At 44.8% G+C, this 23,177-nt stretch carries 16 protein-coding genes and 1 pseudogene; 6 read left to right on the forward strand and 11 right to left on the reverse strand.

Translation table 11 applies throughout. The annotated features are described in order from the left end of the window. The first annotated feature begins 563 nt into the window (after window positions 1-563). The 3 genes from murC to LYNGBM3L_RS06930 all read left to right on the forward strand — a co-directional run bounded on the left by murC (window position 564) and on the right by LYNGBM3L_RS06930 (window position 4,606). A complete protein-coding gene (murC, locus tag LYNGBM3L_RS06920) occupies window positions 564-2,111 on the forward strand; it encodes a UDP-N-acetylmuramate--L-alanine ligase (RefSeq protein WP_008180746.1) in 1,548 nt (515 codons plus the stop codon). A 206-nt stretch (window positions 2,112-2,317) separates the two neighbouring features. Then, window positions 2,318-3,298, forward strand: a complete 981-nt coding sequence (gene murB / locus LYNGBM3L_RS06925; RefSeq protein ID WP_008180749.1) for a UDP-N-acetylmuramate dehydrogenase — start codon at window positions 2,318-2,320, stop codon at window positions 3,296-3,298. A gap of 954 nt (window positions 3,299-4,252) precedes the next feature. Further along, the gene (locus LYNGBM3L_RS06930) at window positions 4,253-4,606 is read left to right on the forward strand and encodes a YbaB/EbfC family nucleoid-associated protein (RefSeq protein ID WP_008180753.1); all 354 of its coding nucleotides are present in this window, start codon (window positions 4,253-4,255) and stop codon (window positions 4,604-4,606) included. A 112-nt stretch (window positions 4,607-4,718) separates the two neighbouring features. On the opposite strand, the gene LYNGBM3L_RS06935 is transcribed toward LYNGBM3L_RS06930, so the two are convergent. Continuing rightward, on the reverse strand, window positions 4,719-6,110 hold the full coding sequence (locus LYNGBM3L_RS06935) for an SGNH/GDSL hydrolase family protein (RefSeq protein WP_229414348.1): 1,392 nt from the start codon (window positions 6,108-6,110) through the stop codon (window positions 4,719-4,721). A gap of 171 nt (window positions 6,111-6,281) precedes the next feature. Between LYNGBM3L_RS06935 and LYNGBM3L_RS06940 the strand changes: the two genes are divergently transcribed. Beyond that, a complete protein-coding gene (locus LYNGBM3L_RS06940; RefSeq protein WP_044492396.1) occupies window positions 6,282-6,770 on the forward strand; it encodes a low molecular weight protein-tyrosine-phosphatase in 489 nt (162 codons plus the stop codon). A 68-nt stretch (window positions 6,771-6,838) separates the two neighbouring features. Here the strand turns inward: LYNGBM3L_RS06940 and LYNGBM3L_RS06945 are convergent, their stop codons facing one another. The 6 genes and pseudogenes from LYNGBM3L_RS06945 to dxr all read right to left on the reverse strand — a co-directional run bounded on the left by LYNGBM3L_RS06945 (window position 6,839) and on the right by dxr (window position 14,501). Continuing rightward, the gene (locus tag LYNGBM3L_RS06945) at window positions 6,839-7,531 is read right to left on the reverse strand and encodes a response regulator transcription factor (RefSeq protein WP_008180760.1); all 693 of its coding nucleotides are present in this window, start codon (window positions 7,529-7,531) and stop codon (window positions 6,839-6,841) included. 257 nt (window positions 7,532-7,788) lie between these two features. Beyond that, complete coding sequence (locus LYNGBM3L_RS06950) at window positions 7,789-9,453, reverse strand: alpha-keto acid decarboxylase family protein (protein WP_008180762.1); 1,665 nt, start codon at window positions 9,451-9,453, stop codon at window positions 7,789-7,791. Between the two features lie 253 nt (window positions 9,454-9,706). Then, complete coding sequence (locus tag LYNGBM3L_RS06955; protein WP_008180763.1) at window positions 9,707-11,293, reverse strand: glucose-6-phosphate isomerase; 1,587 nt, start codon at window positions 11,291-11,293, stop codon at window positions 9,707-9,709. 278 nt (window positions 11,294-11,571) lie between these two features. Then, complete coding sequence (locus LYNGBM3L_RS06960) at window positions 11,572-11,829, reverse strand: zinc ribbon domain-containing protein (RefSeq protein ID WP_008180765.1); 258 nt, start codon at window positions 11,827-11,829, stop codon at window positions 11,572-11,574. Window positions 11,830-12,200: 371 nt separating this feature from the next. Beyond that, window positions 12,201-13,072, reverse strand: a pseudogene (locus LYNGBM3L_RS06965) (RNA-guided endonuclease InsQ/TnpB family protein); the annotation flags it as partial. A 217-nt stretch (window positions 13,073-13,289) separates the two neighbouring features. After that, window positions 13,290-14,501, reverse strand: a complete 1,212-nt coding sequence (gene dxr, locus LYNGBM3L_RS06970) for a 1-deoxy-D-xylulose-5-phosphate reductoisomerase (RefSeq protein ID WP_044492437.1) — start codon at window positions 14,499-14,501, stop codon at window positions 13,290-13,292. A 487-nt stretch (window positions 14,502-14,988) separates the two neighbouring features. On the opposite strand from dxr, the gene LYNGBM3L_RS06975 reads away from it, so the two are divergent. Further along, complete coding sequence (locus LYNGBM3L_RS06975) at window positions 14,989-16,107, forward strand: trans-sulfuration enzyme family protein (protein ID WP_008180771.1); 1,119 nt, start codon at window positions 14,989-14,991, stop codon at window positions 16,105-16,107. Between the two features lie 149 nt (window positions 16,108-16,256). Here LYNGBM3L_RS06975 and LYNGBM3L_RS47065 read toward each other — a convergent pair whose 3' ends face one another. The 4 genes from LYNGBM3L_RS47065 to LYNGBM3L_RS06990 form a co-directional block, all read right to left on the reverse strand. Then, complete coding sequence (locus LYNGBM3L_RS47065; RefSeq protein WP_008180773.1) at window positions 16,257-16,448, reverse strand: hypothetical protein; 192 nt, start codon at window positions 16,446-16,448, stop codon at window positions 16,257-16,259. Then, entirely contained in the window at window positions 16,427-17,890 is a 1,464-nt protein-coding gene (locus LYNGBM3L_RS06980; protein ID WP_008180775.1) for a PhnE/PtxC family ABC transporter permease, read from the reverse strand. The genes LYNGBM3L_RS47065 and LYNGBM3L_RS06980 overlap by 22 nt, the downstream gene beginning before the upstream one ends. A 523-nt stretch (window positions 17,891-18,413) precedes the next feature. Then, the gene (locus LYNGBM3L_RS06985; protein WP_008180777.1) at window positions 18,414-19,181 is read right to left on the reverse strand and encodes a phosphonate ABC transporter ATP-binding protein; all 768 of its coding nucleotides are present in this window, start codon (window positions 19,179-19,181) and stop codon (window positions 18,414-18,416) included. Between the two features lie 304 nt (window positions 19,182-19,485). Then, window positions 19,486-20,406 carry a putative selenate ABC transporter substrate-binding protein gene (locus LYNGBM3L_RS06990; RefSeq protein WP_008180779.1) on the reverse strand — a complete coding sequence of 307 codons (921 nt, stop codon included), beginning with the start codon at window positions 20,404-20,406 and terminating at the stop codon, window positions 19,486-19,488. Between the two features lie 313 nt (window positions 20,407-20,719). Here LYNGBM3L_RS06990 and selD point away from each other — a divergent pair, with 313 nt between their 5' ends. Beyond that, window positions 20,720-23,131: a selenide, water dikinase SelD gene (gene selD / locus LYNGBM3L_RS06995; RefSeq protein ID WP_044492438.1), complete on the forward strand. Its 2,412-nt coding sequence runs from the start codon at window positions 20,720-20,722 to the stop codon at window positions 23,129-23,131. The last annotated feature ends 46 nt before the right edge of the window (window positions 23,132-23,177 follow it).

Here is a 23,177-nt window from a genome sequence, read left to right on the forward strand (position 1 = left end):
TTTGAAACTTTTACTGAATTAATGTGGTGTGATGTACTCGTTTTGAAGCCAGATGGGTATACTTATCTCCAAAGCTGGAGGTTTTGGGAGCAGAGTCTCCTCTGGGGATGGCACAGATCTGACAGATCTCAATATTGCCTCGGCAACCTGATTTTACTCACGCCATGTCTGAATGCAGTCGCTCCCAAAGCCCCTCTCCCCTAACCAGTCTCAACCGATTAGTTTGGTATGTAAGTCCTAACCCTCATGGTTGGGAGTCATACGGATAAACCCAAAAATCACCACTAGCTCTGTTCTAGTGCTATTTTATGGGTGTTTATGGGTCTTGGGACGTTTTTCCGGATTGAGAACTCTTGTTGACGTGTAATATATACGACAATCTAGGTACTCAAAAATCAGTTATGTAACAGTTACGTTATCAAACTTAAGGTATTATTCCCCGGTTTGACAGTACAGATGTACTTATTTACCAAAAATTATTCCTGGATATGTATTTTTCCTGATATGATAGCGCGTGTTATTGGCAAATTAGGCGTGTGCGGTGTGGTGTGTAAGGAGTTAAAATGCCAAAGACTGTTGATTTCAGTAATAAACCATTTCATTTCATTGGTATTGGCGGAATTGGGATGTCAGCTCTTGCCTACATCCTAGCCAAACGCCAATTCCGAGTATCTGGCTCAGATACTCGGACAACCCATATCACGCAACGTTTGCAAGCAGTAGGTGCTCAGATCTTCAGACAGCAGTGTGCTGCCAACTTAGAATTTTTCCAATCCAGGAACGCACCAGCTTGTGAGGACGTAGCAGCTAAAACGGTTAGCACGAGTTTGAACCCAAAGGCGCTCACAGAAATATCACAATCAAGTCCGACTATATCTGTAGCTGACCCCTGTTTAGGATTGCCTCAAGTTATCTGTTCCACAGCAATTAACCCATTAAACTCTGAGTATCAGGCAGCTTTAAAGCTAGGTTGCCCGATTTTCCATCGCTCAGATTTACTAGCGGCGTTGATTGAAGACTATTACAGTATAGCAGTCGCTGGGACTCATGGGAAAACTACAACCAGTAGTTTGATCGGTTATCTACTGTGGCAAGCGGGTTGTGACCCCACCATGATTATCGGTGGTGAGGTGGATGCTATCGGTGGTAATGCCAGGCTGGGAAATGGACCATTACTGGTTGCTGAGGCTGATGAATCCGATGGTTCATTGGTTAAGCTCTCCGCCGAGATTGGTGTAGTAACCAATATTGAGCTGGATCATCCAGACCATTACCAGAAGTTAGAGGAGGTTGTTGAAATATTCCAGACGTTCGCGAAGCGCTGTAAAAATTTAGTGGGATGTATTGATTGCGAGACAGTGCGATCGCAACTAAAACCGAATATCAGCTATAGTCTACGGCGGGATATGGGGGCAGACTATAGCGTTGATGATGTAACTTATGAAGCTAATGGCACTACCGCCAGAGTTTGGGAGGGCAATCAGGTTTTAGGTCGGTTGGAGCTGAAATTGCTGGGCAAACATAATCTCAGCAATGCCCTAGCCGCAGTAGCAGTAGCACGAAATTTGGGGTTAGAGTTTGAGGCAATTGCCTCCGGGATCGCTAGCTTTGAGGGAGCAAAACGCCGATTTGAGCTGCGGGGCAAGTGCAATGATATTAGTTTTGTGGATGACTATGCTCACCACCCCAGTGAAATTCAGGCAACCCTAGCTGCCGCAAGAATTCAGGTCAACGCTGACCAGCGAATAATTGCAATTTTCCAACCTCACCGATATAGTCGTACCCTGAGGTTTCTCCCCGAGTTTAGTGTTTCCTTTAGTAACGCTGACTTGGTGGTTATCAGTGATATCTACAGTGCTGGGGAACCAGATTTAGGAGAAATTAGTGGGGAAAACCTTTATCAGGCGATCGCATCTAACCATAAGGATGTGCATTACCAACCAACTCTCGAATCAGTGGTAGAGTTTCTCAACCAAATTCTCTATCCTGGGGACTTAGCCCTATTCTTGGGAGCCGGTAATCTGAATCAGATTATTCCTAAGGTTATGGGGTTTTACCAACAGCCTGACAATGGCTTAGTTAAGCAAGATTTAGCCCCAAAGCATCAATAATTGTCAATCAAGCTAGGGAATCGTAACTATAGACCTACCTCAGAAGGTCAGTATGATCTCAAGCCTCTACTATACTCGTGAATCAACTTTCCACGAACTCCTCTGGGTACTCTACCCCCTAGCAATTCTAGCCAATGTGACTGCCAAAAACCGATCGGCATTATTTTCATTGTGTGTAGATCCGACTCTCTACCCTGATTTTCCTGATGATAACTAGCGTGCTAACCCAGAAAAAAACTCCTTCCCAGTTACAGTTGTATATTCCAGGAACCAATTGTCCACTTCAGTCCCAGGTATCCTTAGCCAAACTCACCTCATTTCGTGTGGGAGGTCCCGCTCAGTGGTACGTCGCCCCTCGGAGCCTAGAAGACCTACAAGCTAGTTTCCAGTGGGCTCACTACCAAAAATTACCCCTAACCCTGTTAGGGGCGGGTTCCAACCTTCTAGTCAGCGATATCGGTTTGCCGGGTTTGGTAATTTGTACTCGCTATCTGCGCCATACTCACTTTGATGCAGATACAGGGAGAATTACCGCCAGTGCTGGTGTACCGATTGCCCGTCTGGCATGGCAGGCTGCCAAACGAGGCTGGGAAGGGCTAGAGTGGGCTGTGGGCATACCTGGAACCGTTGGTGGTGCTGTGGTCATGAATGCTGGTGCCCACAAAAGTTCCACAGCTGATCTTCTGTTTCATACAGATGTTCTATCCCCTGATGGCTCAATGGCGCAACTCACTAGCCAAGACCTAGGCTTTAGCTATCGCACCTCAATCCTTCAAGGTAGCGATCGCATAGTCACCCAGGCCACATTTCAGTTAAAACCGGGTGCTGAACCAAAACAGGTGCGCTCACTGACATCGCAGCATTTGTCAAAACGACATACTACCCAACCTTACCACCTACCTAGTTGTGGCAGTGTCTTCCGCAACCCTGACCCCTATGCTGCTGGTTGGCTAATTGAACAAATTGGTCTAAAAGGCTACCAAATTGGTGGTGCTAGAATAGCCGAACGCCATGCCAACTTTATACTTAACTGTGGTGATGCTAAGGCTAGCGATATCTTCCGCATGATCCACCATATACAGGAGCAAGTAGAAAAGCACTGGTCACTGTGTTTAGAGCCAGAAGTGAGGATTTTAGGTGATTTTACCAAAAAACAGAAAAACATCAAGCCAGAGTTAGCCACTTAATTCCCATACGTGGGCGGTGTTCGCGTAGCGTGGCCTACGGCCAAGAAGCTTACCGGGATTTATCCCGGCCATCGTGCTATAATGAAAGTACGAGTAAGGACAAGGTTGGTTGCTTTGATTTTTTGCGCTTTTCGGTTAAATTCCGGCCACTTAAGGGACGGGGAAATCCTACTCCTCAAGACACAGGCAAGTGATAGCAGCAAAAAGTAGCAATTTATCGCCCTAATTTGTGGGTACAACCACTCTGAAAGGTTTTTAAGTTAAAAGTAGCTCCACAGGTTGACTCTTTGTTGATCCGTTCGCGTAGCGTGGCCTACGGCCAGGGAAGTAAGGCGTTTTTGAGTGCGCCACAACAGTATAGTTTGGATTTTCGTCTAAATCTTACTGTAAGCAGTGTCGTTGAGCGTGGTTTCAACCCGAGTAACGACATCCGTTTAGAATCCACGTATTTCAATGCGTGGAGAACTCAATAGCAGTTGAAAGCCCTATCTCTTTAGAGCAGGCATAAAAACCAGCGAGGGGATAAATCCCCTCCTATGGTTCCAGTAGATATACCAAAACCGATCATGTTGGAATCTCAGTTCAAAGCTGATGACCAACATGATCAATTTTTAGTTTATAGTTGTGCTTGGCTAAACTAGAAAAGAATGGCACTAAGTTAACTATATGGCTTCAGCCCATGTATGAATAAGGAGACCGGGAATTTATTCCCCTATTTCCTATTGCTTTTAAGGCCAGGAAAGGTTAGTGGACAGTCAAATAGCATCACAATAGATACACGATAGATACACAATAGATAAAGGTTAATCACCACAGGATTTCTAATGTCAGCGCACCCCTTGCCCATAGACTGGGCTTAGTGCCAACCTGGGCAGCGGTTAAAACCGCGCTTGACGTTTGTTTTTCCTGCCCGGTCATTAGACAGGGGATTTCTAAACTTAACTGGGATTTTTTATGACACAAGACAAAGGAAAAGGATTTGGTCTCGGTCTCGGCAAGATGAAAGAACTAGCCGAAGCGTTCAAAAAAGCTCAAGAAGTTCAAAAGGGTGCCAAAGAGCTCCAGGATCAGTTGGAGCAAATGGAAATTGAGGGAACATCAGGGGAAGACGGTAAGGTGAAGGTGTTTCTCAGTGGCAATCAGGAACCCCTACGTGTAGAGATTTCTGAGGATGCTATCAATCAAGGAGCTGAGGCTTTATCTGAACTGGTGTTAGCAGCCATGAAAAATGCCTATGAGACCTCCACAGCCACTATGCGGGAGCGCATGGAAGAACTTACCAGTGGGTTAAATTTACCAGGTTTATAACTTCATCGGTCAATCCCCACTCGGGATTCCGTAGGAAAAAACTATAGGCATGAGGAAATTAATCATTTTAAATGGTTCCAAACCTCATGCCGAATATCCCATTAATACCTGACTATTGATCAAGATTTGAGTAAAACGAAGCTACCTGTAGCTTTGGCAGTGAAGTAAGTCCATAATATAAGCTCTTAGCCACGTGTATATTGGCTGCTTCTGTCAAGTGAATGGCATCATGAAAGGCGAGTTCGGGAAAGTTTTGATAAATTGTGTACAAGTTGAGAACCTTGATATTTTTGGGAAAGCCTTTCTCCAGTTGCTGACCCGCTACCACCAATTTGGGATAATTGGCTTGCACTTGTTTTTGGTAAACTTTTCCTAACTGCTGCAAAATTTCCTTCTCTGCTGGTTTGATCTTGTTGTTGCCACGACCAGTGATTTCTGGTTGGACAGCAACTAGTAAAGGAATTCCCTGTCCTGCGGTTAAACGCAGCATATGTCTGAGGTTATTTCGATAGCGCGTCAATCGACGTTCGAGTTCATCGGATTTCTGAGGAAGATACTTCTTCAGTGGCATAACGTCCCCCCTCATCACTAGAGACCGCTGACTCACTGATGGCTGAGGCTGCAAGACCCAGTATGTGATTGCTTTAGCGAGATAAGTTTTTGTAACTAAATGCTTCAACTGCTGGGTGAGATAGGTCCAAAAATGCCCAGTCGCGTTTTCCAAGAAGGCTTCTGTGTTAGGAATATCTGTTAAATTTTGGTCACTGGGGGTCATCAAGTCTGTGTATCCACCCAACACTATTACTGCGTCTGGACTGTAAGGTAAAATCTTGAGAGCTAACTGAGCTAGTGCATTGCCAGAGGTATACCCTGGTACGGCGGCGTTGATTACACGATACTTACCATCTCGAATCTTTGGCGGCAGAGCAAGTGCTTGCTTTAATTCTGGTTCAGAAGGGGGTAAGGTCATCGGTCTGTATTTCTGTGGGGAACGCCTTTGCTGTGTTATCCGTTGATTGAGACGAGCTTCTAAGTAGCTGGCTATGGTAACTTGATTATTGGCATTCCCTTGACCAAAAGCTGTCGAGCCACCTAACAAAAAAATCCGAATTTCATTTTTGGGTTTGACCAAGGGAACGGGGTCGTCGTCCCGGAAGCCCTGCTCATTAATGCGCCAAAAATCGCTCTGTTGCTTCCCCAATAAACTGTAACCTACACCTAGATCCCGTTGGACAGCTAGATCACCAAGGTCTGGTAATCCATCATAAAGCTGCTGTGTCTGGTCAACGAACTTGGGACGGTAAACAGTGAAATCTCTGGGTGCCCCCTTGTAGGGAGCTATCTCATTAATTTTGCCGACCGCAGCCAGTAAGAAACGAGCCAACAATTCCACAATCATCAAACTTAGAACTATCCCTGCGAGCATCGTCAGTAGGTTAAACCGTCGGCGGCGCTTGCGGTAAAGGCTACGGCGCGACTTAAATATTAAATCTCTTCCTTGCATAACCGTTAAATTAGGAGGTATCCCTTTATAAGTTGGTGTGTTTAAATCACTGCGTTGCTAGACATTGAACCATGAAGCGACATCGCACCACATAGGTTCAACTATCCCTAAGAGCAATTTCGTTGCTAAACTTAACACGGCGCAGCTCGTAGTTGACCAATTAATATACTCATGCCCTCCTTACTCTTTGTCTGCCTTGGTAATATCTGCCGTTCTCCCTCAGCTGAGAACATCATGAATCACTTGATAGCACAAGCAAATCTTTCTGACCAAATTGTCTGCGATTCCGCTGGTACTTCCAGTTATCATATTGGTTCTCCCCCGGATCGGCGTATGACAGCAGCTGCCAAACGTCGGGGGATTATACTCCAGGGGAAAGCACGGCAGTTTAATCGGTCTGACTTGGAAGAATTTGACCTGATTTTGGCTATGGATCAGCAAAACTACGAAGATATTATCTCTCTTGATCCAGCTGGGAAGTATAAAGATAAAGTAAGGCTAATGTGTGATTTTGCCAGTCATCACACCGAGCGATCAGTCCCCGATCCATACTACGGTGGACCAGAGGGTTTTAATAAGGTGATTGATTTACTGCTAGACGCTTGCGAAGGTCTGCTGGAACACGTTGTTGACAATTACACCAAGACTAGGCAAAACTAAAAACTGCCAAGTACTAATTGCCAATGGTGAACTTAGCTTTTTTGCCATTGGTGGTTAACTAGATTAATTCATTTGATTAAATGGTGTTCTAAGGCAAATCGTAAGAGTTCAGCTCGGTTACTCGTATCAGTTTTTCTGAACAGACTACTAACGTGCTTCTCGATTGTCCTTGGACTCCGGTATAATTGGTTACCGATTTCGACATTGGATAAACCTGTAGCCAGTAAATTCAATACTTGCTGTTCCCGCTCGGTCAGCTGTAGAGCATAAGCTTGGGTATTATTCTCTGATTGATGATTAATATCTACTGAGTTGATTGATCTAGATGCCGGTTTATCAACCGGCTCTTTTGTAGTCTGTGGTGGGAATCGTAACTCCGTATGAATCACTTGCGATCGCACTAGCAAACTTTGAATGACTGCACCCAATTCTTCCATCTCAAAGGGCTTAGGTAGGTAGACATCACACCCCGACTGATAACCCTTGATGCGTTGATTGGTGCTATTGAGTTCGGTTAAAAATACAACAGGTAACAACCGCAATGGGGGCTTCTGACGCACTTTTCTCACCAGTTCATAGCCATCTATTCGGGGCATATTAATATCTGTAACCAGAAGGTGAGGGTGATAAGTCTCAATCATAGACAGCGCTTGCTGACCATTTTCAGCAGTAATAACTGAATAACCTGACATTTCCAGATAATCGCTTACAGACAGACGAGTGCCCAGGTCGTCATCTGCAACCAGAATAATCAATGGCATGGGATAACTATAGTACTGACATTTAGAATAAACCTACTCCTAAGCTAGGTCATCTGGTGCTCAATTGGTGACCAAAAATACTTCGTTCGCGTAGCGTCGCCGAAAGGCGACGCCAGCTCCGTCAGAACTTTCTGGAGATAGGAGTTGCCTGCTAAAATTAATATAGATACCTAGACAACAACATACCTTAGGCTTCAGCAAAGTTGCACCCTTATGATTAATTAGTCAGTGAGCCCCCCTCTTGCCTAGAGCAGCTACTACTCTGATAATCCTTGCATAGCACTTAACGCTTTCCCCAAGCGCTTGACACCATCAGAGCAATCGAGGCGATCTAAATGAACTTCGATAAAGGAGATACTATTGTGGTTAACTTTTGCTTGTTCTAAGGCTTGTTCTAGCTCACCTTCAGTACGCACTTGGCAACTCCAGCTATTTCCAAAAACCTGGGGTAACTGATGATATTTCCAAGGTTGAATATTGTTGTACGAGCCTTCATGGATAGCTCGCTCAATAGTGTACCCGTCATTATTAATTAAGAAGATAATCGGGTTAAGTTGATGCCTAATAATCGTAGAAAGTTCCTGACAGGTCATCTGGAAGGCACCATCACCGACAAACACAACCGGTCTACGGTTAGGAACAGCCAAACCGACTCCTAGACAGGCAGGAACTGAGAAGCCTATAGATGTGTAAAGGGCCTGTCCAATGTAGTCGCTGTCTCCTTGGAGTACCAAATCAACGGTAGCAATTAAAGCATCACCAGTTTCAGCAATCACGATTGACTCATCATCAATAAAGTGAGTCATCCGCTCATAGAACCTGGCGTTGGTTAGCTTTTGCTCAGGTTGTGACTCAAAGCGTTTAGACAAAGACTCTATAGCTGGCTTGATATCCAAGACATCAGACTTTTTCTTCTGAAGTTTGGCAGTTAGACCAGCCATGAAATCCGGTAGATACACTGGAGAATAGAAGTGGTGTTTGATTTTAACTTTGTCAGAATTAGCGTTAATTAATCGGTCTTCCGGCAGTTGGGCAGTGAAACCACCCAGATTAATGTCTGACATGAAGGCACCCAGGCATAAAATACAGTCGGCTGTTTCAACTCGTTGGCGTACATACTCCTGACTGAACGCTCCTGCATAACTACCAATGAATTGTCGGTGGCCTTCCGAGAGAATTGACTTGCCTAACAGAGTGGTAGCGAAGGGATATCCCGTCTGCTCCAGCAGGTTGGTAAGTTGGTCTGCTATACCGTAGCGGTGGAGTTCAACCCCAGCTATAATAACGGGATGCTGGGATTGCTCTAGCAAACTTACCGCCTCTTCAACTGCCTCTGATAAAGCGTTGATATCTATAATTGGGGCTTCTGGCAGGTCACGCTCCCCAGTAACAGGACAAGGTTGATTGACTAAGTCTGAGGGAATTTCAATGTATACAGGTCTCCGGTGGCGCAAACAAGCAGCAATGGTCTGGTCGATTTGCCTTGCCGCTTGACTAGGGCTGGTAAGCCTCACGGCTGCCACTGTAATTTTTTCAAAAATTTCCAGCTGTAGATTGTAATTACCGGCAGTGTGATGTAGGAGTAACTTTTGCTGCCGCTGGGAACTGTTAGGCGCTCCACTAATCACGATCAAGGGGACTAGCTCAGCGTAGGCACCAGCCACAGCATTCACTAGACTGAGTCCACCGACATTATAGGTAACGCACAACCCACCAACACCATTAAGGCGGGCATAGGCATCAGCTGCATATCCGGCATTGAGTTCGTTACAGGTGTAGATTAACTCTACAGAACTCTCTAGCAAGACATCCATCAGACCCAGGACGTAATCTCCTACTACGCCAAAAATATGCTTGACACCAGCGGCTTGCAGGCGTTGAGTAAGGTATTGACCGACAGTTACTACATCAGACTGAGCCATTGCACCTCTGACCTCTTTAATGAAGCTACCTTTATGCCCAGCATTTTAACCAAAATTTGAAAAAACGTTAATTTTTTGTAAAAAACGTTACATTTTAGATATAATCTAACCTTTTATGCTTTTTATTCTAGCAAGTTTCTTGGGTTGACAAGGGAAGCCCAAGGTCTTTTTTGTTAACTAGCCTTAAATTTGACAGTTGGCTGTCAAGGATTAACAGTCAACTGTCAACAAAAAAGGTCAAATGTCTATTAGCTTATACAGCAGAAACTTTCAGACTACTTGGTTGCCCCAGATTCCCTTCTAAGACAATACCCCGCTGGTTATAAGCCAGATGACGCAGCAATTTGTAAATCCCTTCAATTTGGTCAGGGGCTCCCGCTTTCTCAGCTAACTCCGAAATAGATATGGCAGCACTTTCCTGGTGTAGTACCTCCATCACCTGTTTCTGTAAATCCAGAATGGCAGCGGCGGCTTTTTTACCCGCTTCTACCCCAGGTTGGTGATAAGCATTGATATTCACCAAGGATGCATAAAGACCAACAGCACGTTCATACAGGGCAATTAATGCACCCACCGTTCTAGCATTGACCTGACGAATGCTTACGGTAATGGAATCCCGTTGATTTTCATACAACGCTTGCCGAGTACCTTGTAATAAACCTGATAGATAGTCTCCCGCAGTTACACCGGCTTCTACTTCTGGAGACTTCCCTTGTCGGTCTTCTAAGACTTCAATGAACGTGACAAAGAAATTGGGAACACCTTCCCGAAGTTGTTGTACGTAGGCATGTTGATCCGTTGAGCCTTTGTTACCATAAACCGCAATGCCCTGATAAACCGTATTGCCATCTAGGTCTTTTTCCTTACCTAGAGATTCCATTACCAGCTGCTGTAAGTAGCGGGAGAATAGCAATAGACTGTCTTTGTAAGGCAACATGACCATATCTTTCTCCCCCTTGCCATTGCCAGCAAAGTACCAGCATAGGGCAAGTAAGGCGGCTGGATTGCTTTTGAGCTGGGGGCTACCGGTAGCGCTATCAATCTCTTTAGCACCAGCCAGCATCTGACGGATATCAATCCCTTGTAGTGAAGCTGGAAGTAGTCCTACGGCTGACATTTCAGAGGTACGTCCTCCTACCCAATCGTACATGGGAAAGGTGGCCAGCCAACCTTCGGATTTTGCCAATTGATCTAGTTTGCTGCCAACACCTGTAATGGCAACAGCCTGGGCAGCAAAGTCTAGATTCTGAGACTCGTAGGCTGTTTTAACTTCCACCATGCCGTTACGAGTTTCTGGTGTTCCCCCAGATTTGGAGATGACTAATACCAGAGTGCTAGACAATCGGTCTTGGAGTTGGGCTAGCACAGCATCAATGCCAGCTGGGTCAGTATTGTCAATAAAGTGAATGGCTAAAGGAGGATAGTCTAGCCCGAGGGCTTCAGCGACAAACTCAGGACCAAGGGCAGAACCCCCAATACCAATGGAAAGAACATCAGTAAATTTTGGTGCCCTAGGGGGATGGATGGCACCCGTGTGGACATTTTGGGTAAAGGTTTCAATTTTGTCGAGAGTGTTGACAATGTCTTGTTGGAGTTCTGGAGTTGGGGCTAAGTCCGGGTCTCTTAGCCAGTAGTGACCGACCATGCGGTTTTCATCAGGGTTTGCGATCGCACCGTTGACTAGGGCATCCATATCCTTAAATGCCTTTTCCAACTTAGGCAGCATCGCCTCCACAAAGGCATCATCAAACCCCATACGGCTGATATCAAGGTAAAGCTCTAACCCTTCGTGGTAATAAAGCCAATCCTGATAGCGTTGCCAGAGTGCAGCGGCGTCCATAAGTAGCTCTCCAACTTCTGTTATTGTCCACTCACAAGTTTAAGGCAAGCACTTGACATCCTCCCCCGTTAAATCAGAGATTATAACGGGGGATTCCCAAACTTCACAATTTGGGTTTACTGCTTCCAAAGCACTTATCTAGGTTGTTGTCAACCCCCGACAGCCCGCCTACACAGTCATTTTTTCCCACGAGACGAAACCGATAGATAGGGTCGCCTTTATAGTTGGTAGGTTATGCGTAAAAGGTTCAAGTCTTTTGTGATAAGGCGACCCTATCCTTACGGTAACTTCAAGATCTGCCCGACCGCAGTGATACCACGTTGACAAATTACTTGAGCAGCTGAAACATCTCTGTTAATTTCGTAATGGCATTCAGGACATTTGTGTATACGTTCAGACAAATCCTTTTTCCCTGTATGTTTACCACAATTTGGACAAATTTGACTGGTAAATCTGTAGTCAACTTTGCCAAAATATACCCCTCGTTTCCAACAAACCCAAGCTAAGATATTAAATAACTGACCAAAACCAGCCAATACGGGTATGTTTACTTAACATTCCTTTTGCCCAAGTTCTCAAGTCTAAGTTCTCAACAAATATCATTCCGGAGACGAAACCTTAGAATAGTGGAGCCTTAATCAACAAGTTTTAACTCTTCTATGCATAGCCTGCTAACCATAAAGGCTCCACTATTCTTACGGTAACTTCGTTCCCAGCTTGGTCACACAGATGGTAAGCATTCAGCCGTCAGCCGTCAGCCGTCAGCTGTGGGCTAAAGGCCCACCCTAAGCGAACAGCTGACGTAACAAAGATTAAACGAATGCTTACTTGTTTTATTTAAAAGCTCAAAGCTTTGAGCTGATAGCTGATAGCTGATAGCTGATAGCTGATAGCTGAATGCTCACCACAGATGATGTGCTAACTTGAATTGAAAATCTTTTCGAGTATCTGAGATTTTTTGATGAAGTCTTGCAATTTTATGATTAAGTTTATGTCTATTTGCCGACCCTTTTTTCTTTAGCTTCAATCTGCGTTGTAGCAACTCGCGCGTTCCCTAGCGCCGTGCGACGGCGCGGGGTCGCTCGTCAATTTAAGCTTACCGTGCAGCTCGCTTAAAAATCTAGGGCGCTCTATTAACTCATTATCAGAAGTTGCTAAAAACTTATTTAGTCCAATATCAATCCCCAGCGGGTGACCCCATCCTGGTAGATCAGGAACACTGACTTCACTTTGTAAAGACAGCATTGCCAAATAACCACTAGCTCGTTTAACTATCCTAACTTGCTTTATCTTGAATCCATCTGGAATTGGCCGTGATAATCTCATTTTAACTATTCCAATTTGAGGTAGCTTAATCCACTCATTTTTAATTGGATTTGTTTTAAATTGAGGAAATACAAACGATCGCATCCGATCTGGATTTTTAAATCTAGGAAAACCATATCCTTGTTCTTTCATGTTTTTAAATGCTCGATCTAAAGTCTTTAAAACTTGTTGTAAGACCTGAGCATTTATTCTTTTGAGTTCAGGATTGGCTTTTTTGGCTTTAGTTAAATTAGCAGCTTGTATTTTGTATTTAGGATATGGCTGATCTACTGGAATTATATATTCATGCTGTAATGAACAATAATTAACTGCACACTTTCGACTTTTGTACCAATCTTTTCGTTCCCTTAAAGCGTAATTCCACACTTTTCGGCAAACCGCCAATATATCTTCAATGACGGCGATTTGTTTTTGGGAAGGAATCAGTTTGTACTCGTAGGTTAGTGTCAGCATATTTGAATTATAACATAATTCTATCCAGGAATGCCACTTGAGTAGAACTAAGCTTCTGACCGCAATTCACCTCACGCTAACCCGATGGGTATAACGTGAGGTGAATTGCTCCATATTGATAGCCTAAACTACCCCGACTGAACTAGCCCTTAACGTCGGGGCTATGCGCGACTGTTCCCAAAACTTTTTTGGATTTTTAAGCAGGGATTAGACCCACTCAAGGGCTTGTTGAAGCGACAGGCTGTGGCAAAGTGATCGAATCCCTGAGCAACTTACTAGCAGCTATAGTTTCCTGTCTTGCCCATTGATCTGCTGCCAATATATCGTCTAAGGAAGGATTGGAACAGTTATCAGCTTGGTGGCGATCGCATACAGATTCAATACAACGAGGAATATCCAAATAACCAATTTTCTCCTCTAGGAATAGGGCAACTGCCTGTTCATTAGCTGCATTCAATACCGCTGGCATCGACCCCCCAGCCCGACCAGCCGCATCAGCGATGCCCATACAGGGATATTTCTGATGATCCGGTTCCCTAAAAGTCAAATTACCAGCTTTCACCAAATCTAGTGGTTCCCAATCGGTATAGATCCGTTGCGGCCATGAGAGGGCATAGAGTAAAGGTAAGCGCATATCTGGCCAACCTAACTGAGCTAATACTGAGGTATCTTGCAGTTCAATCAGGGAGTGAATAATACTCTGGGGATGGATCACAATGTCGATGTGGTCATAATCCATGCCAAACAGGAAGTGAGCCTCAATCACTTCCAATCCCTTATTCATCAGGGTGGCAGAGTCTACAGTAATTTTACGTCCCATTGACCAGTTGGGATGCTTCAGGGCATCAGCCACCTTCACTGAAGCTAACTTGTCTACGGACCAATCTCGGAAAGCCCCCCCAGATGCAGTTAGGATAATCCGCCGCAATCCCCCTGCTGGCACTCCCTGAAGACACTGAAAAATGGCCGAATGTTCTGAGTCAGCTGGTAGCAGCTTAATACCATGCTTTTCAACTAAGGGTAGTACTACTGGACCACCTGCAATTAGAGTTTCTTTATTCGCTAAAGCAATGTCTTTACCCGCTTCAATAGCAGCAATAGTAGGCAACAAACCCGCACAGCCGACAATGCCAGTAACTACAGCTTCCGCATCACCATAGCGTGCCACTTCTACCACTCCAGCTTCGCCCCCTAAAAGAATAGGTTGGGGGTCAAGGTCAGCAATTGCTGCTTTGAGTTCTGGCAATCTCTCTTGATCACGAATTGCGGCAATCATCGGTCGAAATTGCCGAATTTGAGCGGCTAACATTTCCACATTGCGCCCAGCTGCCAATCCCACTAACTGGAATTGCTCGGGGTATTGATTAACAATATCGAGAGTTTGGGTACCTATTGAGCCAGTGGAACCTAAGAGTGTAATTTTTTTCACAATTTTTTTATAATTACCAACAACTCCCCTATCATACCGGGGCAATGGGAAGCCTATAAGTAACTCAACCTAATTAAAACGATTGGTAAATTTTTCTGATCGTATTGGCAATTTGGCAACAAACCTTAGTGAATATCGGTTTTGATTAAGTTTTACCCCTATTGTGAGTGATCAGCAAGTCTTATGTAGTCAATCACACAACGTAGACCGGATTAATGCGGAATGATATGGCCAACATTTATATATAGTAGTTTTCAATTGGGTGAGGTACAAAGTCCTGGGTTTTAGGGAATAGGGACTAGGGAGTAGGGAGTACGGAGTAGGGAGTACGGAGTACGAATCCCCCCTTGCCACCCTTAATAAGGGCGGAAGAAAATTGACTTTACCTCATAAGTATGAGGAACGCTATATTCTATATATATAGATATATATGATGTGGCGTCTTCCCTATGAAAAGGTATTATCAGTGATTTGAGCAAAAGGTTGCATGAAAATTGAGACACTGGCAGTGCATGCTGGCCATAATATTGACTCAGCCACAGGGGCAGTAGTGTCCCCAATTTATCTATCTACTACATTTGAACGTCATCCAGACGGCAGCTACCCTCAGGGTTATAACTACAGTCGAGACAATAACCCGAATCGGGATAGTCTGGAGAAATGCCTGTCTAAATTGGAGGGGGGAGCAGCAGCCGCCGCTTTTTCTTCTGGTTCAGCGGCTACCTTGAGTATCTTCCAGGCTTTGTCCCCTGGAGACCATGTAGTGGCACCTATAGATAGTTACACAGGAACTGGGTTTCTCTTGCGAGAAGTTTTTGGCCCTTGGAATTTGGCGGTCACTTTTGTAGACATGGCTAATCCTACCACAGTGATGGAAGCAGTTCAACCCAACACCAAGCTGATTTGGATAGAAACGCCTTCCAATCCAATGTTAAGGATTACTGATATCAGCAAGATTGCCCATATTGCCCATCACCATAATGTCTATTGTGTTTGCGATAACACTTGGGCAACACCGATTAGCCAACGTCCGTTGGAGTTGGGGGCAGATTTGGTTATCCACTCCACAACCAAGTATCTCGGTGGACACAGTGATGTCTTAGGAGGTGCCGTGATTACTAAGGTTAAGGATGAATTTTTTCACAAAATTAAAACAATTCAGATGGCTGGCGGTTCAGTAGCCGCCCCTTTCGACTGTTGGTTACTCCTGCGGAGCATTCAGACCTTGCCCTACCGCATGAGAGCTCATTCAGAAAATGCCTTGAAGGTGGCACGGTTTTTAGAAGAACACTCCAAAGTAGAAGCTGTTCATTATCCGGGATTACCAAACCATCCAGGACATGGAATTGCTGCTGCTCAGATGAACTTGTTTGGGGGTATGATTTCTTTCCAAGTTAAAGGAAACAGGGAAGATGCCTTTGCCTTTACTGGCAAGGTGAAAGTATTTACACGAGCCACTAGCTTGGGAGGTGTCGAGAGTTTAGTTGAACATCGTGCTTCCATGGAATTTCCTGGTACCCGAACCCCAGACAATCTGTTACGGATGTCTGTTGGTCTTGAACATACTGATGATCTACTAGAAGATCTTGCCCAAGCTTTAGGTTAGTGAGGAGCCGTTGCACATTTGTGGGATGTTACCATTTTTTGCACATAACTAAAAGTGGCTTATAGTCTACAGTTCAAACTTCCTTCGACAAATAGGTACATCATCCCGTTATTGTGCAACGCCAGTAAGGCAGAAGCTTAATCGCATTACTACTTTAGAGATTTATGAGGAGTTATCGATTCTCTAGCGGCAGCACTCACCCCATCAACGAAAAAAGTCAAAAAGACAAAACAAACCAGCGTCATCCCCACACTCGGATAATCAAAGCTGCTCAGTTGTTCGGTCAACAATACCCCTAATCCTCCAGCCCCAACTAATCCTACAATGACCGTCTCTCGCATACACACCTCCCAGCGATAGAAATATAAGCCAGAAAACGAGGTAAATTCATCGGGAATATCCCATAGAGAAACAAGAGTGCTCCTGGAGTTCCTTGTGCTTTTAAGGCTTCTAAAGGAGGCTTTTCCAAATTTTCATTCATTTCTGCCATCAACCTGCCAAGGATGCCGATATTATGCAATCCTAGGGCGATCGCACCAGGTAAAACTCCCGGAAACATGACAAACATCACAACTAATGCCCAAATTGGGGCAGGAATAGCTCTGCAAAACAGTAGTATGATCCTGGTGAATACTAGGATAGACCAGCCTTGTAAGCCAGCTAATCGGGACGCTTTTGGACTGGGATTGAGCAATCCCCCTGGTAGCAAAAAATTATGGGCTGCCGGAAAAGACAGAACAATCCCTCCAAGACCAGAACCAGCACTGGCCAGGACAGACATAACTAGAGTTTGTAGTGATAACTTCCACAGCTGCGACAAGGGCACAGCCTTAAAATCGAGGGGAAATGATGCTTGGGCAATCTCACCCAAGAGTTTTTGAGTTCGGGGAGACCAAAACTTGCTCACATCAGGACTGACATACAAAAACCCCAAACAGCACAAGGCCACTAAAATTAAAACTACTCTTAAATTAATCCGGCGACGCAAGATGACACTACTGATGTCAATTACAGCGCTTAATAAAACTAGGGCATAGAAAAATGTCCATAGTTGTTCGTAACGAAGAGACTGTAAACTCAGCAAAATCTCATAGCCCAATCCACCAGCCCCAACCAGCCCAAGTACAGTAGCTGAACGAATGGAACACTCAAAGCGATAGAGGGTGTAAGACAGGAGATTTGAAAAGGCTTGCGGAATGATACTGTAAAGAAAGGCCATCAAGGGGGACACGCCACTACTGAGTAATGCCATCAAAGCACCTCGGGGCGTTTCATCCAGAATTTCTGAGAAGACCTTCGCGACAATTGCCCCATAGGGAATGGCGATGGCCATAATGGCCGCCAGAGGATCTAAACCCCAGATACTGACAAAAAAAACCCCCCAGATCATCTCATGAATCGCTCTGGGGAAGGCCAGCAGTCCCCGAATTCCCAGCCAGATGGGTTGTCGCAGAGTCCAGTGAGGCAAGACTGTCAACCACCAAACCTGGGAGGTGATCACTCCTGCCACCACGCCGAGCAAGATACTCAGGAAAGTGCCGCAGGCGGCATAAGCTAGGGTCGTGAGGGTAGCCTTCAAGGTCAGGTGCAGAAACTCAGGACTCATTTCGGGGTGCCAACTCGCCCGCAAGAATCGCAAGAGTTGGTAAAATCCTCCCAGATTAACAAGATCTTGCTCAAAGATACCAGCTTTAACAACCGCCATCCCGATAAAAATGACAAAACAAATTCCCCACAGCAGGCTGCGATTCAGTAATGGTGGACGAGATAAACGTTGAGTCATCTAAGTTATTGCAACGGAAGTATATTAGTTTAATAGTATTTTGGTTTCAAGGGAACAGTGGATAAAGTAACAGGAAACATAAAACGGTTAACAGCGAACACAAATAGATATTTATAGAATACCATCACCCCATAAAAATAGAGTTTAATGGACATAATTAGCCATAGATAAATGGTAAAAATGGTAGTGGGAAAGATGTAATGATTTAGCTAGGTTGTAGTCAAGGCTTCGGGAGTTAAAATCAATACTTTGGTACCGCTACCATCGTTAATAAGGTTCAATTTTTAATCAATTGTTGACCCGCTTAGTCTGATTGCTGTGACTCTATTAAAGATTATTTAGAGATGTCTAATACTAAATCAGGTTTAATAATACTATATTCAAAACAATCAAAGTCTTTGCCTAGAATTGATTTGAGGATTTAGGTAAATAACCTATAATAACCGAATTTGGTATAGTGTGTCTTAAACTTTACTCCGAGTGCTATATAAGTTGAGACGGAACGGTTCCTGAAAATTGAAAACTATACATTGATCAGATCAGTTTCTGTAGCATATAATTTGTCGATCATGGTCTGAGACAAAACCCCTGGAGGAACATCAAAGACAATCTGTCCCCGTTGCAATCCCACCAAGCGATCGCAATGACTGCAGGCGAATTCGAGAGAATGGAGACTAGTTACTAATGTCTTTCCCCCGGTTTCACTTATCTCCTTGAGCAAATCCATAATTTCCCGACTCATTTGCCTGTCCAGGTTAGAAATCGGTTCATCAGCAAGAATCACGTCAGGATTTTGCACCAGCACTCTAGCTAAGGCAACCCGTTGTTGCTGTCCTCCAGACAGTTCCTCGGTGGGTGCATAAAGCTTTTCGGGAATTCCTACCTGAGCTAAAGCCTTGAGAGCAGTGTCTACCTCTTGGGGAAACAATAAAGAAACAAGGGCTTTCATCAATGACCAGCGTCCTAAATGACCCGCATTAACGTTATGAATCACCCGGAGGTTATTGACTAGATTGAACTGTTGGTAAACGGTGCCAAGGCGACGCTGTACCTGACGCAATTGGCGCGGGGAGATTCTAGCTAGATTACGACCTAAGACCCAGACTTCTCCTTTACTGGGGAGTAAGATGCCATTGAGCAGGCGGATCAAAGTACTTTTACCTGCACCACTCGCCCCGACTAGGGCAACTCGTTCCCCAGGATAAATCTTGAGGTTAAGGTTAGTCAATGCCCGAAACTGGCCAAATTGCTGGGATACCTGTTTGAGTTCAAAGATAGGAATTTTAGTCATTGGTGATTAGTGATAAGCTCTTCAGCATTTGGCGTTGCTTAATAATGGAATGATTTGAATAGTTTTGTGGAATGGGCATCTTCCGTGTTCCTGGCGGTGCGACCGGTGGCGAATTTAATTCGACGACTGTAAACGCACCGGATCTTTTCGGGCTAGCAGGATGCCCAGCCTACTCCTATTCAGCGCTAAGATTCAACAACTTCATTCCTTGACTGACGCAACGTCACCTAAAGTGCTCAAAGGGAACAGCGGATCTGCGGATAAAGAAACGGGGAATAACCAATTTAAATGCAGATCAGCTTATTTACTTAATCTTGCCAATTTTCCGTCCAATTGCCTCAATTTCGGAATAGTTGTCATTTTTTGTAGAAATAAATTTAGTAGCTCCAAATAAGTCAAGAATTTCTTTTTGCTCGGGAACATTAGGATCTAGCTTTAACAAGGCGGCTTGAACCCGCTCAACAAAATCATCCCCGTAGCGTTCTTTGACTTTAGGATTAATCACCCAGTGATAATCATAGTAAGCTGGAGTTCGCCAAATCAACTCTACTTTTTTTAAGTCCACATTTCCAGCTGCAACGCGACTCTTCCAGACCTGTTCGTTCAAGGCTCCTACCTTGTAGCTCCCTGCCTCAACCAATTGAATTGTGGCATCGTGGGATTTGGAAAACCCAACTTCACCTTGAAAATCGTCTAAGGTTACCCCTGCTTGTTGGAGAAAATACTGGGGCATCAAGCGTCCAGAGGTAGATGACTCGCTGCCAAAGGTTAAGGTATGACCTTTCAAAACTTTTAAATCTTTAATGTTCTTAATGGGTTTGATCCCACTGCTTTTATTGGCGATAAAAACGGTGTGAAATTCAGCATCAATATCCCGTTGAGCGATCGCTTCAGCCTCTTCTACCTGTAACCGTGCTTGAACCCCAGTCAGTCCACCAAACCAGACCAGATCCAAGTCCCCCACCCGAAAAGCTGTTACCGCTGCTGCATAGTCAATCACAGGCTTGTATTCTACCGGAACCTTTAACTCTGCTTCTAGGTAAGCTGCAAGCTTGCCGTAGAGTCGCTGTAACTTTTCAGGATCTTGATCGGGGATTGCTCCAGTGGTAAAAGATTGAACCTTAGCCCCATTTCCAGACGAAGATGTAGAATCGGAGCTAGGGGCACAGGCAGTAACCGGTAGTAATAGGACTAAAATAAAACCTAGTAAGATTTTTTTGTTCATTGTTTTTTTTCTTGATCATCAAACTGTGAAGATTATACTTTGGCTAAGGTAAAAATTTAATTTTTTTATCCCAGATTCCGCCGATCAAGTTGTAGTATTAAAGTAATACGCTAATTCTGTGTAGCTTGGCGATTTTTTTTACCTATAAATAGTTAATTTTGCTAAATATTAAATTTGGCGCTATCGGTGTTTGATAAGCCACAGATAAAGCCTGATTATTACGTATGACACTGTCAAGTCTGGCATGTGGGTTTTATTGAACCAAAATTTAGATAAACTGAAGACAGCTTTTTCAATTTTTTCAACGGGTCTCATGCAGGCAGCTCCTCAACCGATCACCACAGATTTAGTCTTAGTTGGCGGTGGTCACAGCCATGCGATCGCTCTCAAAAAGTTTGCCATGAAACCTCTGCCTGGTGTCCGTATAACCCTGATTACCGACAATGCCCACACTCCCTATTCGGGAATGCTACCAGGTCATGTTGCCGGTTTTTACAGCTACGATGAAGCTCACATCGACTTGCGTCGTCTGGCGGTGTTTTCCAAAGCCCAGTTATATTTAGACCAAGGGATTGGTCTGGAGTTAACTGAAAAGAAAGTCATTTGTGCCAATCATCCCCCTGTTGCCTTTGATTATTTATCCATTGATATTGGCAGTACGCCAGCAACGGTTGGAACACCTGGTGCAGCTAAGTATTCGATTCCTGCTAAACCGGTTCCCCTGTTTTTAGCAGCCTGGGAGCAAATCGCTGCCCAGGTGGAACAAAATCCCATGGACCCTTTCACCTTGGGTATTGTTGGGGGTGGAGCTGGTGGAGTAGAACTCGCCCTCAACATGCAAGCAAAATTGCATGGAATATTAACCGATGCTGGTCAACCGACGGAGAAGTTACAAGTTCATTTATTCCATCGAGGCACACAACTGTTACCTCAGCACAATAGGTCGGTCAGCCGTCACTTAGAAAAAATTTTCTTGCAGCGAGGCATTAGGCTTCATTTAGGGGAAAGGGTCAGTGAAATAGCTGCTAATGGCGATGACCATCCACTGGGAGCATGCCCAAGTTACACAAACATTAGTAGTGAGAGCATCTTGCTCCCTGGAAATACGGAAAACGAGCAAGATGCTCCCAGTACAAATTTACAAAAATGGGTTATCTGCGACTCTGGCTTAAAAATCGCATGCCACCATGTCTTTTGGGTGACTCAAGCTTCGGCTCCCAGTTGGATTAAAGCCTCAGGACTGGCTACCGATGAGCGAGGGTTCGTTCTCGTTGCCGATACCTTACAGTCGATTTCCCATCCCCATGTCTTTGCTACTGGAGATATTGCCACCATGCAAAACTACCAGCGGCCCAAAGCTGGGGTATTTGCTGTTCGTCAGGGAAAGCCATTATTTGAAAACCTGCGACGGATTGTCTTAGGGCAAAAACTGCTCCCTTATCATCCCCAGGCCCGATATTTAAGTTTAATTGGCACCGGGGACAAACAAGCGATCGCTTCTTGGTCATTTTTGGAGTGGCGCTCACCGCTGCTGTGGCTATGGAAAGACCAAATTGACCGCAAATTCATGGATAAGTTTGACGATTTACCGTCAATGGAAGCGGAACAACCAAGCAGTAGGGGAGATCAAGAGTCCCAAAGACAAGAAGACAATCTCTCCAGTTCCCTGTTGCCATCACCGATTAGCAAACCCAAAATGCACTGTGCAGGCTGTGGTTCAAAGGTCGGTAGTACAATCCTAGAAAAGGTGATCAAACGGCTGCCGATCATGGGAGGAGCCGATATTATGATTGGATTGGGGGACCCAGATGACGCAGCTGTTTTGCAAGTTCCAGCCGGTCAACTGCTGGTACAGACAGTCGATTATTTTCGTAGCTTGATCGATGACCCCTATATCTTCGGTCAAGTTGCCAGCAATCACTGTTTGAGTGACATTTTTGCCATGGGAGCAACCCCTCAAAGTGCCTTAGCCATCGTCACCATTCCCTACGGGACAGACGAAAAGATCGAGGAAACTCTCTATCAATTGATGTCGGGAGCCAATAAAATCCTCCAAGACTGTCAGAGTCCCTTAATTGGTGGTCATACCACTGAAGGCGCGGAATTAGCCTTTGGTCTGTCCTGCAACGGGCTAGTTCATCCCAACCAACTTTTGCGCAAAAGCGGGATGAAACCGGGGCAAGTGTTGATTCTAACCAAAGCTATTGGTACAGGAACACTGTTTGCAGCTGATATGCGCTACCAAGCTAAAGGTCGCTGGATTGAGCAGGCCCTTGAATCCATGTTGCTCTCCAATCAAACCGCTGCCCAAGTCCTTCTTGAATCCGGCGCAACAGCCTGCACTGACATTACTGGATTTGGGCTGTTCGGACACCTGTTCGAGATGGTAAAAGCCTCCCAAGTGGGCGTTGAATTAGACTTAGATACCATACCGATTTTGCCAGGAGCCATAGAAACGGTGCAAGCAGGAATTACCAGTTCCCTACACCCTCAAAATTTACGACTAGCCATCTACATCAATAATGCTACCCAGGCTAGTGATTTAGCCAAATACCAGTTGTTATTTGACCCTCAAACCTCTGGTGGACTCCTGGCTGCTATTCCAGCTGAAAACCTTGATGAATGTATCAAGAAGTTGAAAACATTTGGTCACAAGCAAAGCTCCTTGATTGGTAGGGTTATTCCTGCTCCGGAAAGTATGCCAATTACCCTGAATATTGGCTAAAGAGAAAACGCGAGCATTAAGCTGACCGCTGAATGCTTACGGAACT

The organism is Moorena producens 3L, assembly GCF_000211815.1.
Classification (GTDB): domain Bacteria; phylum Cyanobacteriota; class Cyanobacteriia; order Cyanobacteriales; family Coleofasciculaceae; genus Moorena; species Moorena producens.

Coding starts and splice junctions, on each gene's coding strand:
- LYNGBM3L_RS06985 (WP_008180777.1), bottom strand. CDS start 19,181: ATGACTAAAATTCCTATCTTTGAACTCAAACAGGTATCCCAGCAATTT.
- LYNGBM3L_RS06975 (WP_008180771.1), top strand. CDS start 14,989: ATGAAAATTGAGACACTGGCAGTGCATGCTGGCCATAATATTGACTCA.
- LYNGBM3L_RS47065 (WP_008180773.1), bottom strand. CDS start 16,448: ATGCGAGAGACGGTCATTGTAGGATTAGTTGGGGCTGGAGGATTAGGG.
- selD (WP_044492438.1), top strand. CDS start 20,720: ATGCAGGCAGCTCCTCAACCGATCACCACAGATTTAGTCTTAGTTGGC.
- murB (WP_008180749.1), top strand. CDS start 2,318: ATGATAACTAGCGTGCTAACCCAGAAAAAAACTCCTTCCCAGTTACAG.
- LYNGBM3L_RS06945 (WP_008180760.1), bottom strand. CDS start 7,531: ATGCCATTGATTATTCTGGTTGCAGATGACGACCTGGGCACTCGTCTG.
- murC (WP_008180746.1), top strand. CDS start 564: ATGCCAAAGACTGTTGATTTCAGTAATAAACCATTTCATTTCATTGGT.
- LYNGBM3L_RS06980 (WP_008180775.1), bottom strand. CDS start 17,890: ATGACTCAACGTTTATCTCGTCCACCATTACTGAATCGCAGCCTGCTG.
- LYNGBM3L_RS06930 (WP_008180753.1), top strand. CDS start 4,253: ATGACACAAGACAAAGGAAAAGGATTTGGTCTCGGTCTCGGCAAGATG.
- LYNGBM3L_RS06935 (WP_229414348.1), bottom strand. CDS start 6,110: ATGCAAGGAAGAGATTTAATATTTAAGTCGCGCCGTAGCCTTTACCGC.
- LYNGBM3L_RS06955 (WP_008180763.1), bottom strand. CDS start 11,293: ATGGACGCCGCTGCACTCTGGCAACGCTATCAGGATTGGCTTTATTAC.
- LYNGBM3L_RS06940 (WP_044492396.1), top strand. CDS start 6,282: ATGCCCTCCTTACTCTTTGTCTGCCTTGGTAATATCTGCCGTTCTCCC.
- LYNGBM3L_RS06990 (WP_008180779.1), bottom strand. CDS start 20,406: ATGAACAAAAAAATCTTACTAGGTTTTATTTTAGTCCTATTACTACCG.
- LYNGBM3L_RS06950 (WP_008180762.1), bottom strand. CDS start 9,453: ATGGCTCAGTCTGATGTAGTAACTGTCGGTCAATACCTTACTCAACGC.